A 15,337-nucleotide genomic window follows, 5' to 3' on the forward strand; every position below is an offset into this window, starting at 1 on the left:
TAAAAACCTGTAAACTGATGATGTGAAATTGCGAATTTTTATGAACGTTTTGTCGCAAAATGTGAGATTCGATGCTGACTTGCTGAGAAAATATGATCAGCCTTTACCGCGCTACACTAGTTATCCTCCCGCTACAGAGTTAACAGAGGATTTTGAACAAGCTGATTTTAAAGCAGCGATCGCAGTTGGCAATTACAAAAAAACACCTTTATCACTATATTGTCATATTCCCTTTTGTGAAAGTGCTTGTTATTTCTGCGGTTGTAATACTGTTATTACTCCCAATAAAATACTTGCTGAACCTTATTTAAATTATTTGATTCGGGATATTCAGCGAGTAGCATCTTTAATTGATTCCGAACGCACTGTTCAACAATTACATTGGGGTGGTGGTACTCCAAATTATTTATCACTATGTCAAGTTGAGGCTTTATGGTACGCGCTCAATCATTGTTTCGATTTTGATGATGATGCGGAAATTTCTATTGAAGTCAACCCACGATTTTTAGATAGAGATTACCTTTTTGCTTTAAAAGATTTAGGTTTTAATCGCATTAGTTTTGGCATTCAAGATTTTAATTTGCAAGTACAACAAGCTGTTAACCGAATTCAGCCGGAAGAAATGCTGTTTCAGGTAATGGATTGGGTGCGCGATGCTGGTTTTACGAGTGTGAATGTTGATTTAATTTATGGCTTGCCTTATCAAACTTTAGAGACTTTTAAAAGCACAGTTAACAAGACAATTCAACTCAATCCAGACCGGATTGCGGTATTTAATTTTGCTTATGTACCTTGGTTAAAACCAATTCAACGTTTAATTCCACAAGAGGCTTTACCATTAGCTGAAGAAAAATTGCGAATTTTGCAGATGTCGATTGAAGAATTAAGCAACAATGGCTATGTTTTCATCGGTATGGATCATTTTGCTAAACCGAATGATGAATTAGCGATCGCTCAACAAAAAGGGCAATTACACCGCAACTTCCAAGGCTATACTACCAAACCAGAATCTGATTTATTAGCATTTGGGATGAGTTCAATTAGTATGCTGCATGATGTGTATGTGCAGAACCATAAACGCATAAAAAATTACTATCAAGCAATTAATAGTGATGAATTACCCATTGAAAAAGGAGTGAAACTCAATCAAGATGATATTGTCCGGCGGACAATCATTATGGAATTAATGTGTCAATTCCAGGTTTCACCAGACAAAATCGAAGAAAAATATCATCTACACTTTGATAGCAATTTTGCTGAGTATTTCCAAAGAGAGCAATTACCACTACGGCTATTAGAAGCAGATGGTTTGATTAAACTTTCTCCTAATCAGATTGAAGTTACACCAAGCGGTAGATTACTCATTCGCAACATCGCGGCTGTATTTGATGTTTATCTGCGGGAACGAGCCAATATTGGTTATTCTAAAGCGATTTGAGAAATTAGCAATTGGGAGTGAAAAATTCAAAAAGTTATTTAATTTTTTAGTTTTGACTCTCCGAATTTTGGCTTTTGAATTGGTATGAGGAGTGTTTGTGAAATTTAATTCTATGAGAACTTGGTCAGATAATCCCCAATCATTACGTTTGGATTGGCTAACTGTCGCATTTTTTGTGATAATTCATGCTCTGGCATTGTTAGCACCGTGGTTTTTTTCTTGGTCAGCGTTGGGTGTGATGGTGTTGCTGCATTGGCTATTTGGCAGTATTGGAGTTTGCCTGGGATATCACCGAATGTTGAGTCATCGTAGCTTGCGTGTGCCTAAGTGGTTGGAATATGCGATCGCAATTTTAGGGGCGCTATCTTTGCAAGGCGGGCCAATATTTTGGGTAGCAGGACATCGTTTACACCATGCCCACACAGAAGATGAATACAAAGATCCCTACTCTGCCCGTAGGGGTTTTTGGTGGAGTCATGTTTTATGGATTTTCTATCCCAACAAAGAATTCTTTGATTATGACTGTTACCAAAGATATGCACCTGATTTAGCACGAGATGCCTTTTACCGTTGGCTGAATCGCTACTTTTTACTATTACAAATTCCAGTCGCCTTGTTGTTGTATGCCCTTGGCGGTTGGTCATTTGTGATTTATGGTGTGTTTTTGAGATGTGTAATTCTGTGGCACACCACTTGGTTTATCAACTCAGTAACCCACATGTGGGGATATCGCACATTTGAGTGTAATGATAATTCACGTAATCTCTGGTGGGCGGCGATTCTCACCTATGGCGAGGGATGGCACAACAATCACCATGCTTATCCTCATGTAGCTAGGTGTGGTTGGCGCTGGTGGGAAATTGATATGACCTGGTGGGCAATTAAATTATTGAAAAACCTGCGTTTGGCACAAGATGTCAACTTGCCACCGAAATAGATTCACATCTTGCGAAAATTTGGATTTGCCAGACTTCTAGCTTTTGTGATGGGAGAGGTAAAAATCTATCGACCTATGATTTGAAAACCTTGATTAAGAAATTGCATTGTGTTGATTGGTATGGTATGTTTTATACCAACGCCAGCACCATGAAAATTAAATCAAAGTTATTTGCTTGTAACTGAAATAGTTAGTTTCCGATAACAAGTTTGTAAAGAAATGTAAACTGAGGGGGTCATCCACAAGCTGAAAAGCTGATTGTTTCGTAGACCCCATCAGGTTGCTTACTGTGTAAGGGTTTAGATGGCTTTGAGGTGGTACCGATTATCAATAACTGTGGCTTGTTGACAGTAAAAATATACCCCCCTCAGTTTTATAGCTCTGTAAGCCATATTGGGTAAGCTCTCTGTCAGAGTAGGGTTTTAAATCCTTTACCCCTCACGGGGATGGAAACTCAGCAGGTAGGCGGCGTGCTGGGCAGTGGGGTTTTCCAGTTTTAAATCCTTTACCCCTCACGGGGATGGAAACCTTAAGGTATTTTTCGTGCCTATTGAGGTATAAAAAACAGTTTTAAATCCTTTACCCCTCACGGGGATGGAAACGCTTAAATTTTCTTCATATTCTGTTTTCAGAAACAAATGTTTTAAATCCTTTACCCCTCACGGGGATGGAAACTTGAACGCATCAATCTGATCTTGTTCTTTTATGTGTTTTAAATCCTTTACCCCTGACGGGGATACAAAGATTGAGATTAGTTAGCAGTACGATCGCATTATGGTAATTAGAGGAAGTGCGATCGCTGTGATGTTAGGGTGTATTGTCTGAGTCAGAATCATGAATGTGCGATCGTGGTATGACCGCTATGGAGACTGTATTTGATAGAATAGATACGCAATGGTGCGATAAATACAAACAAATTTTTCTGCTAGATGTCAGCTAGAGATTTATTTCATGAAGCGGTTAAAAAAGCACTCCATAAAGAAAATTGGATAGTTACTGATGATCCCCTACAAATAGAATTTGAGGAGGTGACGCTCAAAATAGACTTGGGTGCAGAAAGGCTGATAGCAGCAGAAAGAGAAGGCGAAAAAATAGCCGTGGAAATTAAAAGTTTTGCGAGTAACTCTGCGGTTAGCGACTTTCATACAGCATTGGGACAGTTCTTGAACTATCAAATTGCACTGGAAGAAAATGAACCAGAACGTCAGTTATATTTGGCAGTTCCAATTGATGCTTATGAAACCTTTTTTCAGACTAAACTTGCTCAAATTGCCGTGCGGCGACATCAACTAAAACTAATCATATATGATCCAATTATGGAAGTGATTGTGAAATGGACAAACTAGAACAATATCGCCAATATATCCAAAATATTTTAACTAAACACAGTCAGTATAAACCTCACCGGGGAGAGATTGACAACGAAGTAATATTGGATACAGTACACGACCACTATCAGTTGATGCGTATAGGTTGGAATGGTTTAAGTCGCGTATATCATAGTGTTATTCATTTTGATATTAAAAATGAGAAAATCTGGATTCAGCAAAATATGACAGATGTGGACTTAGCACAAGAACTTCTGGAAATGGGAGTACCAAAAGAAGATATTGTGTTAGGCTTACAGCCACCATATAAACGTCCGTACACAGGATATGGAGTTGCATAGAAAGTAAATTGAAGCAGGTTAGGTTGATGAACAAAACCCAACGCCCCAAAAATCTGGATTTTGTTCCGTTTCACTGCGCTTTACCCAACCTAGACTTATTTGTTATCGATTTGAACAACAGCAATCTGAGAATGTGCGATCGCTTTTAGTCCTGAACCTTTTAAAACATATTCTTATCAATACAACTGTAGGGGTGAACAGCCATTCACCCCTACAATTTGTTTTCTTGATTTTCAAGATAGTTACTAAGCCAAAATTGGTTTTGAGTCTTAACTGAACCTTATAAAGCCAAAATGGGTAACATTCTCAAAAACTGAGTATCCTTTTTCTCACTCAGCACTCACACTTCGACTTCGCTCAGTGTACAGCACTCAGCACTTGCTCAAGAAGATAGATATTGCCCCATTTCTGGTTGTTGACGACGCAGAACATTCATGGCTTGCTGCTGAATTTGACGAACACGTTCGCGGCTGACATTGAGCTTTTCGCCAATTTGTGCCAAACTCCGTTCTTGATTATCTAGCAGTCCAAAACGCAAAATTAATACTTCACGTTGTACAGGTTTCAGTGATGATAACCAGTTATCCAAGTCTTGACGCAGCATTTCTTGGGTAATTTGGTCGTTGGGAGAGACACCATCATCACTTAAAAGTTCACTGAGTTCTGTGTCTTGGTTATCGCCAACTTTTAAATCTAAAGAAATTGTCGAACTAGCAGCACTGAGATATTCTCGAATTTGGCTGGGTTCGATGTCCAATTTTTGACCAATTTCAGCCACGGAAGGACGACGACCGAGAGTTTGAAATAGTTCTCGCTGGACTTTCTTGATTTGATTGAGTTTTTCGTTAACGTGAATCGGTAGCCTAACAGTGCGGGATTTTTCAGCGATCGCTCTGGTAATAGCTTGGCTAATCCACCAGTAAGCGTAGGTTGACAATTTATAACCACGATTGGGGTCGAATTTTTCTATCCCTCGTTGCAAACCAATTGCACCTTCTTGAATTAAATCCAATAACTCTAGGTTGCGACGCTGATATTTTTTGGCGATAGAAACCACCAATCGGAGGTTTGCTGTCACCATTTTTTGCTTGGCGCGTTGACCAATATGGCGGATTTGAGTGATTTCAGATTCGCTTTTGTTGACAAAAGTAGCTAACTCTGCTAATGTTGGTTCCCTATCTAATTGTTCACTCAGCTTTTGTTTCTGCTCCTCAATGGCAATCATTTGCTGTACTTGCCTGCCATAAGTGATTTCTTGGTCTGAGGTGAGTAGAGGAAACTGGCCAATCTCTCGTAAATAAACGCGTACCATGTCAGGACTTAGGCTGGACATACAACTTTCAAACTGTGCTTATTTGATAATTTCAGACGAATCTAAAAGTATAAATCAAATAGACTCAGAAAAAATGCCAATTCGCACAAGCCATTTTGTGCTGCGATCGCGCCTATAGTAGTTCATCAACCGAATATTGTCGTGTAGATCCAGCAGGGGTGCAGCGTGCAGGGGGAATTGGGGAAAGCAAAATTCTCTGGACAGGCTACTAGATGAGGGGTTTTAACGATAGACTGGGGAAAATTCTGGAGAAAACCTTCATGGCAAAGTCAAACGGGGCTAAAGGCGAAACCACAACTCAAGATGTAGTTACCAATACCGAGGATACAGACACAGTACAAGATGCACCCGCACCAGCAGAAAGTAGTCAAGATATCGATGAAATTCTCAACTCACTGAAAGCTTTACTCAGTAGTGTGGAAAAACTGCAAAAGGTACGTCAAGAAGTTGGCGACATCAAGCCTTTAGTCCAAAGAATGCTAGATGGTGAATTATTGGCTGGTGAAGAACTAGAATTACTCAAAACAGGAGTAAGCGGTTTAGTACGGTTAGTTCGGGCTTATGGTGATCATCAAACTGCACTAGCAAAAGCGCAACCCGCAAGAAACCTTTTAGACGAAATCCTGAAATAAGGCTAGAGGTAACAGGTTACAGGTTACAGGTTACAGGTTAAAGGGGACAGGTTAGAGGAAAAGAATGTGTGTAATTAATTCACTTTAATTACTTAACTCAAGTTCTGTGCGATCGCCATTATGACTAGTCCACCAGAAAAAGCTCGTCTGGAAAATGCCATCCATGCTGCTTGTACAGTCGCCAAGCAACAAGGGCTGACGTTTACTGAGGCGGTGGTGCTGCAAGACAGAAGTAATTTAGTCATTCATTTACGCCCTGCGCCTGTAGTTGCACGCATCGCCACTACAACAGGTACAGTGCGGTTTGGTGACACTTGGTTTGCTAAAGAAATTGCCGTAGCCAGCTATTTAGCAGCCGCAGGCGCACCTGTGGTTAGTCCCAGCAAGCTCATTCTACCAGGTACTCATCAGCACAATGGGTTAGTTCTGAGTTTTTGGGAATTTGTTGAAGAAATAGATAAATTCCCAGATGCAACTGTTGTGGGAAAAACTTTGCGAGAATGCCATGAAGCTTTAGTCAACTTTGCAGGTGATTTGACAGTTTTAGATCCTTTAACTGAGTGTGAAAGTCTGCTGCGTAATCTCATATCTCAAAACGCATTCAGCTGCAAAGATGGCGAAATGTTGCAAGCGGTCAATCATCACCTCAAAAGTCAATTTCAGCAGCTTCAGTTACCAATGCAACCTCTTCATGGTGACTCCAATTTTTCTAATGTCCTGAATACCAGAGGCGGCGTATTGTGGACAGATTGGGAAGATACTTTTATTGGGCATATTGCTTGGGATATTGCTTGTTTAATTGCTTCTAGCTATGTTTTCGGCACTGAGATGGAACTTGCAACGGCAGCTTTAAATGGTTATGGACTAGCCAGAGATCAAGAAATATTAGATTTGTTTATCGCAGCGCGGACTTTTCAAGGCGTTTTGTGGAATTTTATTATCGGACAACAACATCCAGAGAGTCTACAACGGTTAGAAGTTCGGTTACGTTGGTTGCGCGATCGCTTCTCTAACATTGCTTAATTTTTACAGTATTTTCGGAATATTTTGCTGTTTATTGCAAAATATTATTTTTTGCCACTTATTGTTGGAACTGCTTGTTAATTAGACTGTATCTGAAAGTTAATTTCTGTACAAATAAACTATAGAATTAGAACATAAGTATTCAGTAGTCAGAATACTTAAAATTCATCGTCAAAATAGTTGCATCACTTACGCAAAAATATAATGAAATACGAGGTGGTCGAGCAAATTTTCAACAAATATTCGACTTTGCGTAAATTTGAATACTTAGAACTAGATATTCATTTCCGGATTGTGGATAAATCTGAGCAAGTGCATCGTTTTGCTATGTATCCCAATGCGGTCATGTTCGGTACAGATATTCGTGTGGCTTTTCCTGAATTTGTTGGTAAAGAAGATATCTTAAAATCTATCATTCAAGGGCAGCAAGAAATATTTGAATTAGAGATAATTAGGCAAACAACTGATACTCAAGCAAATATCTATATTAATATATATATTATTGGTGAATCTCAAGAAAAATTACCCGTCAAAAAATTGATAGTTTTTCTGGAAGATGTAACAGAAACAACTAAAAATAAACAAGATTTATCCAAAATTACTAATGCTACTAGTCTGCTTTCTATGATGCTGGTAACATATAAAAATTATATGGAAACAGTTATCAGGTCAATGGCAGATGCTTTATTGATAACTACAAATACAGGCAAAATTAAGCAAGTTAATTTAGCAGCTCAAAAGTTATTTGACTTTTCCGAAGCTGAGTTAATCAATCAACCAATATCTTTACTATTTGAAGATAATTTTTCATTACTGAGAATTATTAATCATTATAGTAAACTCAATCGAGATTTACAGCAATTTGAGGTTGTCTGTCGCAAAAAAACACGAGAAAAAATGCTTGTGGCTTTTTCTTGTACAGTCATGCAGCGAAAAAATGAAGCTTTAGAAGATATTATTTATATTGGGCGAGATGTTACCAGTCGCCAGCGTCGAGAACAACGGAATGTTGCTCAATATCAAATCACGCGGATACTTTCAGAATCGTCCAGTATTCAACAAGCAATACCAGAAATTTTACAGGCAATTTGTCAAAGTTTAGAGTGGGATGTTGGGGAATTATGGACAGCCAGCGAATATATTACTACTGATGTACCAGCAGAAAGTGACGATGCTGTATTAAGATGTGTAGAAATGTGGTCAAGTCGGCTGATATCGGCGCGGGAATTTAAGGCTGTGACTTGGCAGACTACATATTTGCCGAATGTCGGCTTACCTGGGCAAATCTGGGGCAGACGTTCGGCTGTATGGAACAAAAATATTTTAGACTATGTAGACTTACAGCGATCGCCAACTGCCATTAACGCCGGACTATGTTCAGCCTTTGGTTTCCCCATCTTAGATGACAATAAAATCTTAGGAGTGATGACTTTCTTTAGCCGCGATATCCAACCTCAAGACGCAGATTTATTACAAATGATGGTTTCTGTAGGTAGTCAAGTCGCGCAATTTATGAAACGTAAACAAGCAGAAGAAAAATTGTTAGAAAGTGAATTACGCTATCGGGATATTTGTGAAAATGCCAATGATTTAATTCAGTCTGTGAATGTGCATGGGCAATTTTTATATGTCAATCGAAAATGGTATCAAACATTAGGATATAGCGCCGATGAAGTGCAGCAGATGAATGTATTTGAAATTATCCATCCCGATTATCAGGCACATTGTCGGCAAACTTTTTCTCGGTTAATGTCTGGTGAAAAAGTAGAGCAAGTAAAAACAGCTTTTATTGCTAAAAATGGTCAAACAGTTTTTTTAGAAGGCAATATCAATTGTAGATTTTCTCATGGTTTACCAGTAGCAACTAGAGGTATTTTTCGCAATATTACCCAGCGAGTTTATTTAGAAATAGCATTACAGCAACAGCAAGCACAAACAGAACAATTCTGGCAAGCAAGAATACCAACATCTCACACCATAGCATCATCAATAGACGGTACAGAAGTAGATTTAATTAATGTGACTGTTTTATGTGCAGATATTGTTGGGTTAAATGAAATTGCGGCTTCTGGAAGTGCGATGCAATTAGTTAGCTTACTTTGTCCAATTTTTGCAGCTTTTGACCGCCTCTGTAATCGCTACGGTTTAGAAAAAGTTAAAACCATTAATGAAGCATATATAGTCATTGGCGGACTACCCACAAAACACCCAGATCATACCCAGGCTATAGCCCAAATGGCGTTAGATATGCAAGCGGCGATCGCTACCTTTAATATAGAAAATCAACAAAACCTGAAAATTTGCATTGGTATCCATACAGGAGTTGTCACAACAGCAGCACTGGGTTTAATAGATACCATCAATATTGCCAGAATCCTCCAAACTCAAAGCGTCGCTGATACTATCCAAGTCAGCACCACTGTTTATGAACAAATATATGATGAATTTATCCTAGAACCCCAGGATGAAATCGAAATTCCCCATCAACAGAAAATCGCAACTTATCTATTACGTGGACAACAGCAAGAGAATAGGGATTGAGGTTGGATAAATTTTCTCTAGCGGCGTTGCATAATTGCGGGATGATTTATCTCACGCAGAGGCGCAAAGACGCAGAGAGAATAAGGAGTTAAAAATTTCCAAGACATCAAATTCATCCCCTCATTCAGCAATGCCAATTTTCTCTAGCCTCTAACCCCTAACCTCTAGCCTCTGTTTACGGACTATTCGGAATCAGTCTACCGCAAGGATAAGTTGCAACACCTTCTTCTGCATCTCCAACCATAGCCGCAGGTACTTTGTCAGATGGTTGCGTTTTAGCTGCGAGATAATCTTTTTGCAGTGTGGCTAACATTGTTTCCCGTTGATCGTATAACCGTTTTAACGGCCGAGGCGAACATTGATTTAATGTATATGCTGTCACTAACGGTAAAGCGATCGTGCTATCGGTATAACAAACAATTGTGCTAGGTAACTCTTCTGGGTCAATCTTACCCCAGCTTACTGCTTCTGATGGAGTCGCCCCAGATAAACCACCAGTATCAGGACGCGCATCGGTAAACTGGACAAAGAAATCATGTCCGCGTTCTTCTAACCCTAGTACTTCATGAATTTGCGGTTGAGTTTGCAGTAAGAAATTCTTAGGACTACCACCACCCAGAATCACCGCCGCACTTTTACCGTCACTTTCTCTGGCATTGTAAGCGATCGCAGCTGTCTCATTCACATCAATGGCGGGATCTAAAATTAATTGCGAACCTTCTAACGCCAACGCTGCTACGTTCATTCCAATGGAACTATCCCCAGGGGAAGAAGTGTAAATTGGTACGCCACACTCGTAAGCCGTCGCCAGTAAGCAAGAATGCTGTACACCCAATTGCTTTTCCACTTCCCGCACATACTTACCTAAAAGATAATGAAACTCTGCTGTTCCCATCCGCTTTTGGAAAGGTTCGGCTTGCAAAATCTTGCGAATAAAAGCATCAGTTTCTAACAATACATCGTAGCCAAATACAATGTCATAAATGCGGATTGTACCTTCTTCCCGCAGTTTGACATCATCCACAAATGGATTACCTGCAAATAGCTCAAAACCTAAGCCATAGTGCATATCATGGTATAAATTCGCCCCAGTGCTAATCATCCAGTCAATGAAACCGTTGCGAATGAGGGGTGATAATGCAGAAACCCCAAATCCCGCTGGTGTCATCGCACCAGAAAGACTAACTCCCACCGTCACACCATCTTGAAATACATCTTTACTCAGCAATTGACAAACTTCCCGCAAACGTGCTGAGTTGTAGGCTGTGAAGTAATTATTGATTAAATCAACTACCCCAATATTAGATGGTATCGGTGTAGGTGCGATTTTTTGACCACGCTGTTTTGACATTTTGCACTCCCGAACAGTAAACGCGCCGAATCTAATGTTATAGCAACAACCAAGTCAGTGCGGAAATTACACGACTTTTCACTCTGTAACCTGTCACCTATCACCTGTCACCTGTTTTCAGCAAATTCTTGCATCGTCTTAGTGTACAAATCGAATGCACTTTGCCCAAAACAGACGAAAATCACTTGTTCTAAGGAGTTTGACTGTGAGAAAAACTTTTTGACTGTTGCGATCGCAATTTTACAAGCAGGTTCCATCGGGAATCCATAAACACCTGTACTAATAGCCGGAAACGCAATAGTTTTAACTTGGTATTGTGCTGCTAAAGCCAAACTATTGTGGTAACAACTAGCTAGTAGCTCATTCTCTCCATAATTTCCGCCTTTCCACACTGGCCCAACAGTATGAATTACCCATTTAGCAGGCAAATTATAACCTTTAGTAATTTTTGCCTCTCCAGTTTTACAACCCCTTAACTCTCGACATTCTGCTAGTAATTCTTTCCCTGCTGCACGATGAATTGCACCATCAACACCGCCACCACCTAATAAAGAACTATTAGCAGCATTCACAATTGCATCTACCGATAACTGAGTAATATCACCCTGAATAATTTATATCAGACTCATATTTGATTGTTGAAATACAAGTAGGATGTTTTAGCGACAGCGTAACACATCTACCCCAAAGCTTTGGGTGCGTTACAGCTTATTAATGGACTAACACAACTAAATTAAAATTCTATCCGTGTTTATCTGTCTTGAAAAGTTTGCTCAAGTCGGCAGAGCCGCCCACACAACTTTTCGCTGCGTCCATCTGCGGTTAATTTTTTCACAATTTAGCGTAAAGTTATAAAATTGTTATTCAGTAACCATTTTTAACATATATCAATTGTTAATAACAATCACCCAAATTCTTAAGAAAGTTGAGGATATAACTCTCGTCAAAGTTACTACAAAATTTTATATTAAAAATGCTTTAATAAAACTATTGAATTATTGATAATAGCCGTAAAATTAGACTTCTATGACTAATAATTGTAGTGAATTTTAAAGCGTTATTGTCCAATAAATTATAAGCTTACTGTCATTTTATATAAAATCTCTGCATCTTATTCTATCAGTAAAGTCTTGTATAGCAATCGTAAATCATTTATAAACATCTCTCTCCCTTGTCTCCCTTGTCCCCTTGTCTCCCTTATCCGCCAAATAGTTACTTTGATAAAATGCTGATGAGTAAAGATACACCAGAAGAATTAGAATCAGATAAAGAAATCGAACGCTTAATTGATGAAGTAATGTCCTCATCCATAAATAATGATTTTAAGCTGACTGATGAGCAGTATCGCCAAAAAATGCAGCGCCGGAAAGAAATCCAAGATCGGCGGATAGCACAAGCTGTCCCAGAGAAGGGGTTAATTATTGTCCATACTGGTAACGGTAAAGGTAAAACCACTGCGGCGTTAGGAATGGTGATGCGATCGCTTGGTCATGGCTATAAAGTAGCGATCGTCCAATTCATCAAAGGCGCGTGGGAACCCTCAGAAAAACGGGTGTTCAGTGATTGGGAAGACCAAATTGAGTTTCACGCAATGGGTGAAGGTTTTACCTGGGAAACTCAAGATCGCGATCGCGACCTCGAAAAAGCGCAAGCAGCTTGGGAAAAATCTTTAGAATATATCCGCAACCCAGACTTTCATCTGGTGCTGTTGGATGAAATTAATATTGCTTTAAAAATGGCTTATTTACAAATAGAAGAAGTTTTAGCAGGTTTAGCAGAGAAACCGCCTCATAAACACGTAATTCTCACAGGGAGAGGCGCACCCGCAGCGTTAATTGAACGTGCAGACTTAGTAACAGAAATGACATTAATTAAACATCCCTTCCGTGACCAAGGCGTAAAAGCTCAACCAGGAATCGAATTTTAATTAAGTGTGCAACCTGAAGTCTGAAATATTTACGACATCAGAGATTTCAGACTTCATACTTTTATATTGCATTTTGACACATCTGGAGAATGCGGCGATCGCTAGGACTGATAGATTGAATGGGATGATAATCTTGTAATGCTACAGAGTAAGCATAATTATTGAATTCATCATCAGAAACTGATGGAATTGTGCTATTTGTAGCCACATCTGATGTACTTACTTCATCTGGGGAGCCATTTACAGTCATTGCCAACTCACCAGATTTGTCAATTGTGCCTTGAAAACAACTAAACTCAGAACTAGGCATATATAAAGCACCAGTTACTTTACCTTGCCGTTTCTGAAAAACAATATAACCTTGACCGATTTGGTTTGGTGTTGGTGATTGTCCATAAAGATATACCCCATCTCTTGTGGGAATATTTCTTTTAGGCATAACTCCAGATTCTTTAGCAGTTTTTTGATAGTTGATAGGCGCTAAATCTCTAGATTCCGGCTCGATAATTTCACGCTCAAAAGCTACTGTTTGTGGTTGACTACGCTGTTCCCGAATTTCTCTCAACCGCGACAACAAAGAATTATCAGAACTAACATAGTGATGATTTGTTAATCTAGAAAAATCACCATTCAAAGATGCGGAAGTAGTTACATTATGTAACTGTTTGCTGAATACAGGTTTAGTCTGCTCACTAACAACACCAACGGTTAAAACTAAGCCAACAATAGAAATTGTTAACTGTCGAGGGGATAAAAATTTAGAAATATTGTTAAGCACCCGACCACTCCTGTTACGAAATTAACTTTCTCCTCTACGACTCACTTAAACCATAACCAATTGTCTATCATTCAAGGTTCTGTCGATGGTTTGATTTAAATGTCTCAAAATAAAAATTCGTCAAAAAAAGAAGTTTTTTAGAATATTTGACGATAACTTCACATTATCATCACTTAAATAATTTACTCTTCACCCAACAGAATCACCCAATCGGGTGATGTAAATCTGAAATACAATCTTTCGATGATTTTTGAGAGCTTCTCCTTTACAAATGTTGATATTTTGCTTGCCGATTGATTTAACTATAATTAGCTACAACAGCCAAGCTCTGCATTCCGCAAACGATAAAAATTTGATTTGTTGGGTGTAGAGTGACGGAAAAACAGAGGTTAGAGGCTAGAGACTAGAGGCTAAGGAAATTACTTGTATGATATCTGCTGACAAAACTGCTGAACTGTTGACAACTCCACCTTTAGAGAATGGCGACAAACTCACCCGTGCGGAATTTGAGCGTCGTTACCACGCTATGCCGCATCTCAAAAAAGCAGAATTAATTGAAGGAGTTGTTTACGTGGCTTCCCCTGTACGAGCAAAAAAACACGGTAAACCCCATAGCCGCATTATGGGCTGGTTAGTCGCTTATGAAGCTGCTACCCCAGGAGTAGAAACGCTGGATAATACCACGGTTCTATTAGATGCCGATAACGAACCACAACCAGATGCACTTCTCAGAATAGAACAAGGTGGACAGTCACGCATTACCGAAGATGATTATGTCGAAGGTGCGCCAGAATTAATTGTGGAGATTGCTGCTTCTAGTGCTTCTTATGATTTGCATGAAAAACTAAAAGTATATCGCCGCAATCAAGTCCAAGAATATTTAGTATGGCGAGTTTACGATCGCCAACTTGATTGGTTTAGATTAAATGAGGGTGAGTATCTTCAACTTGCACCAAATTCAGATGATGTAATTTGTTCTCACGTCTTTCCTGGTTTATGGTTAGCAAAGTCAGCATTATTATCAGGAGATTTAGCTCAAGTATTAGCTACTTTACAACAAGGTTTATCGACTCCTAAACATCAGAGTTTTGTAGAGAAATTATCGAGTGAGCATCCAAACTAAAATTCCGAGTATTACATCCACTGGTGGTAAGGGGTAATCAGTTAAATCAATGGTCACATTCTGCCCTGTTAATTGCAGAAACCGCCAAGCAGTACCATTAGTTACACAGCCATAAATTGTAGAAATAGCTTGATTATTGATTTCATTGAATTTTTGAGCCGCAATCATTTCCGCAATGCACTGACCAATACCTGGATTCAAATCTGCTTTTTTCGCTTCAATAATAACAACGGCTGGTGCTTCAATTTCTAACTGTTCTGGGGAACGACTCAGAAGAAAATCACAAACTCCTGTCAATCCTAAAGAGGGATCTACAGTAAAGTCAGCACCAGAAAATAAACTAATTTTCCTCTGTAAAATTTTACGTACTTCTAATAAAACTGGACTGATTATTAATTCAGAACGGGCTTTTTCACTGCCTGTTGCTATGGCTAAAGGCAAGCTTTCTGCTAAAAAATTAGTCAGGGTATCACTAGCAGCAATTGGTTTTATTTCTGGCAAAAATTTTTCACCTTCAATGGTTTTTATACCAAAGGTTTGTTTGACTTTTTTGATAGTAAAGTCACTGTAGGGCATAGGTTATTT

At 39.1% G+C, this 15,337-nt stretch carries 15 protein-coding genes and 1 CRISPR repeat array; of the genes, 10 read left to right on the plus strand and 5 right to left on the minus strand.

Going from position 1 to position 15,337, the window contains the following annotated elements; genetic code table 11:
- Nucleotides 1-40 precede the first annotated feature (40 nt).
- From hemN to H6G75_RS33480, 5 genes are all read left to right on the plus strand, one after another.
- On the plus strand, nt 41-1,438 hold the full coding sequence (gene hemN / locus H6G75_RS08245) for an oxygen-independent coproporphyrinogen III oxidase (RefSeq protein WP_190979466.1): 1,398 nt from the start codon (nt 41-43) through the stop codon (nt 1,436-1,438).
- 112 nt (nt 1,439-1,550) lie between these two features.
- Nucleotides 1,551-2,375 carry a fatty acid desaturase gene (locus tag H6G75_RS08250; RefSeq protein ID WP_190979537.1) on the plus strand — a complete coding sequence of 275 codons (825 nt, stop codon included), beginning with the start codon at nt 1,551-1,553 and terminating at the stop codon, nt 2,373-2,375.
- Between the two features lie 419 nt (nt 2,376-2,794).
- A CRISPR array of direct repeats spans nt 2,795-3,119; the repeat unit is 35 nt; unit sequence GTTTTAAATCCTTTACCCCTCACGGGGATGGAAAC.
- Nucleotides 3,120-3,304: 185 nt separating this feature from the next.
- Complete coding sequence (locus H6G75_RS08255) at nt 3,305-3,721, plus strand: XisH family protein (protein ID WP_190979467.1); 417 nt, start codon at nt 3,305-3,307, stop codon at nt 3,719-3,721.
- On the plus strand, nt 3,709-4,044 hold the full coding sequence (locus H6G75_RS08260; protein WP_190979468.1) for a XisI protein: 336 nt from the start codon (nt 3,709-3,711) through the stop codon (nt 4,042-4,044). Before H6G75_RS08255 ends, H6G75_RS08260 begins: the two co-directional genes overlap by 13 nt.
- Before the next feature lie 26 nt (nt 4,045-4,070).
- Complete coding sequence (locus H6G75_RS33480; RefSeq protein WP_277884080.1) at nt 4,071-4,193, plus strand: hypothetical protein; 123 nt, start codon at nt 4,071-4,073, stop codon at nt 4,191-4,193.
- Between the two features lie 233 nt (nt 4,194-4,426).
- Here the strand turns inward: H6G75_RS33480 and H6G75_RS08265 are convergent, their stop codons facing one another.
- On the minus strand, nt 4,427-5,377 hold the full coding sequence (locus tag H6G75_RS08265; protein WP_190979469.1) for an RpoD/SigA family RNA polymerase sigma factor: 951 nt from the start codon (nt 5,375-5,377) through the stop codon (nt 4,427-4,429).
- Nucleotides 5,378-5,637: 260 nt separating this feature from the next.
- Here H6G75_RS08265 and H6G75_RS08270 point away from each other — a divergent pair, with 260 nt between their 5' ends.
- From H6G75_RS08270 to H6G75_RS08280, 3 genes are all read left to right on the plus strand, one after another.
- On the plus strand, nt 5,638-6,009 hold the full coding sequence (locus tag H6G75_RS08270) for a hypothetical protein (RefSeq protein ID WP_190590279.1): 372 nt from the start codon (nt 5,638-5,640) through the stop codon (nt 6,007-6,009).
- Between the two features lie 120 nt (nt 6,010-6,129).
- Nucleotides 6,130-7,032 carry an aminoglycoside phosphotransferase family protein gene (locus H6G75_RS08275; protein WP_190979470.1) on the plus strand — a complete coding sequence of 301 codons (903 nt, stop codon included), beginning with the start codon at nt 6,130-6,132 and terminating at the stop codon, nt 7,030-7,032.
- 204 nt (nt 7,033-7,236) lie between these two features.
- Nucleotides 7,237-9,573, plus strand: coding sequence for an adenylate/guanylate cyclase domain-containing protein (locus tag H6G75_RS08280; RefSeq protein ID WP_190979471.1), 2,337 nt, complete (start codon nt 7,237-7,239; stop codon nt 9,571-9,573).
- Nucleotides 9,574-9,748: 175 nt separating this feature from the next.
- Here H6G75_RS08280 and speY read toward each other — a convergent pair whose 3' ends face one another.
- Nucleotides 9,749-10,924, minus strand: a complete 1,176-nt coding sequence (gene speY, locus H6G75_RS08285; protein ID WP_190979472.1) for a homospermidine biosynthesis protein — start codon at nt 10,922-10,924, stop codon at nt 9,749-9,751.
- Between the two features lie 107 nt (nt 10,925-11,031).
- Complete coding sequence (locus H6G75_RS08290) at nt 11,032-11,538, minus strand: O-acetyl-ADP-ribose deacetylase (RefSeq protein WP_190979538.1); 507 nt, start codon at nt 11,536-11,538, stop codon at nt 11,032-11,034.
- Between the two features lie 617 nt (nt 11,539-12,155).
- Between H6G75_RS08290 and cobO the strand changes: the two genes are divergently transcribed.
- A complete protein-coding gene (cobO, locus tag H6G75_RS08295) occupies nt 12,156-12,851 on the plus strand; it encodes a cob(I)yrinic acid a,c-diamide adenosyltransferase (RefSeq protein WP_190979473.1) in 696 nt (231 codons plus the stop codon).
- A 61-nt stretch (nt 12,852-12,912) separates the two neighbouring features.
- Here cobO and H6G75_RS08300 read toward each other — a convergent pair whose 3' ends face one another.
- On the minus strand, nt 12,913-13,629 hold the full coding sequence (locus tag H6G75_RS08300) for a hypothetical protein (RefSeq protein ID WP_190979474.1): 717 nt from the start codon (nt 13,627-13,629) through the stop codon (nt 12,913-12,915).
- 427 nt (nt 13,630-14,056) lie between these two features.
- Here H6G75_RS08300 and H6G75_RS08305 point away from each other — a divergent pair, with 427 nt between their 5' ends.
- Complete coding sequence (locus tag H6G75_RS08305; RefSeq protein ID WP_190979475.1) at nt 14,057-14,752, plus strand: Uma2 family endonuclease; 696 nt, start codon at nt 14,057-14,059, stop codon at nt 14,750-14,752.
- Here H6G75_RS08305 and H6G75_RS08310 read toward each other — a convergent pair.
- Nucleotides 14,729-15,328 (minus strand): hypothetical protein, encoded by a 600-nt coding sequence (locus H6G75_RS08310; RefSeq protein ID WP_190979476.1) that lies wholly within the window; start codon nt 15,326-15,328, stop codon nt 14,729-14,731. The genes H6G75_RS08305 and H6G75_RS08310 overlap by 24 nt on opposite strands.
- Nucleotides 15,329-15,337 lie beyond the last annotated feature (9 nt).

This window comes from Nostoc sp. FACHB-280 (genome assembly GCF_014697615.1).
Lineage (GTDB): Bacteria > Cyanobacteriota > Cyanobacteriia > Cyanobacteriales > Nostocaceae > Nostoc_B.

What these genes read in the sequence shown, in the direction of transcription:
- H6G75_RS08270 (WP_190590279.1), top strand. Translation starts at nt 5,638, where the DNA reads ATGGCAAAGTCAAACGGGGCTAAAGGCGAAACCACAACTCAAGATGTA.
- H6G75_RS08280 (WP_190979471.1), top strand. Translation starts at nt 7,237, where the DNA reads ATGAAATACGAGGTGGTCGAGCAAATTTTCAACAAATATTCGACTTTG.
- H6G75_RS08275 (WP_190979470.1), top strand. Translation starts at nt 6,130, where the DNA reads ATGACTAGTCCACCAGAAAAAGCTCGTCTGGAAAATGCCATCCATGCT.
- H6G75_RS33480 (WP_277884080.1), top strand. Translation starts at nt 4,071, where the DNA reads ATGAACAAAACCCAACGCCCCAAAAATCTGGATTTTGTTCCGTTTCAC.
- speY (WP_190979472.1), bottom strand. Translation starts at nt 10,924, where the DNA reads ATGTCAAAACAGCGTGGTCAAAAAATCGCACCTACACCGATACCATCT.
- H6G75_RS08260 (WP_190979468.1), top strand. Translation starts at nt 3,709, where the DNA reads ATGGACAAACTAGAACAATATCGCCAATATATCCAAAATATTTTAACT.
- H6G75_RS08250 (WP_190979537.1), top strand. Translation starts at nt 1,551, where the DNA reads ATGAGAACTTGGTCAGATAATCCCCAATCATTACGTTTGGATTGGCTA.
- cobO (WP_190979473.1), top strand. Translation starts at nt 12,156, where the DNA reads ATGAGTAAAGATACACCAGAAGAATTAGAATCAGATAAAGAAATCGAA.
- H6G75_RS08255 (WP_190979467.1), top strand. Translation starts at nt 3,305, where the DNA reads ATGTCAGCTAGAGATTTATTTCATGAAGCGGTTAAAAAAGCACTCCAT.
- H6G75_RS08310 (WP_190979476.1), bottom strand. Translation starts at nt 15,328, where the DNA reads ATGCCCTACAGTGACTTTACTATCAAAAAAGTCAAACAAACCTTTGGT.
- hemN (WP_190979466.1), top strand. Translation starts at nt 41, where the DNA reads ATGAACGTTTTGTCGCAAAATGTGAGATTCGATGCTGACTTGCTGAGA.
- H6G75_RS08305 (WP_190979475.1), top strand. Translation starts at nt 14,057, where the DNA reads ATGATATCTGCTGACAAAACTGCTGAACTGTTGACAACTCCACCTTTA.
- H6G75_RS08265 (WP_190979469.1), bottom strand. Translation starts at nt 5,377, where the DNA reads ATGTCCAGCCTAAGTCCTGACATGGTACGCGTTTATTTACGAGAGATT.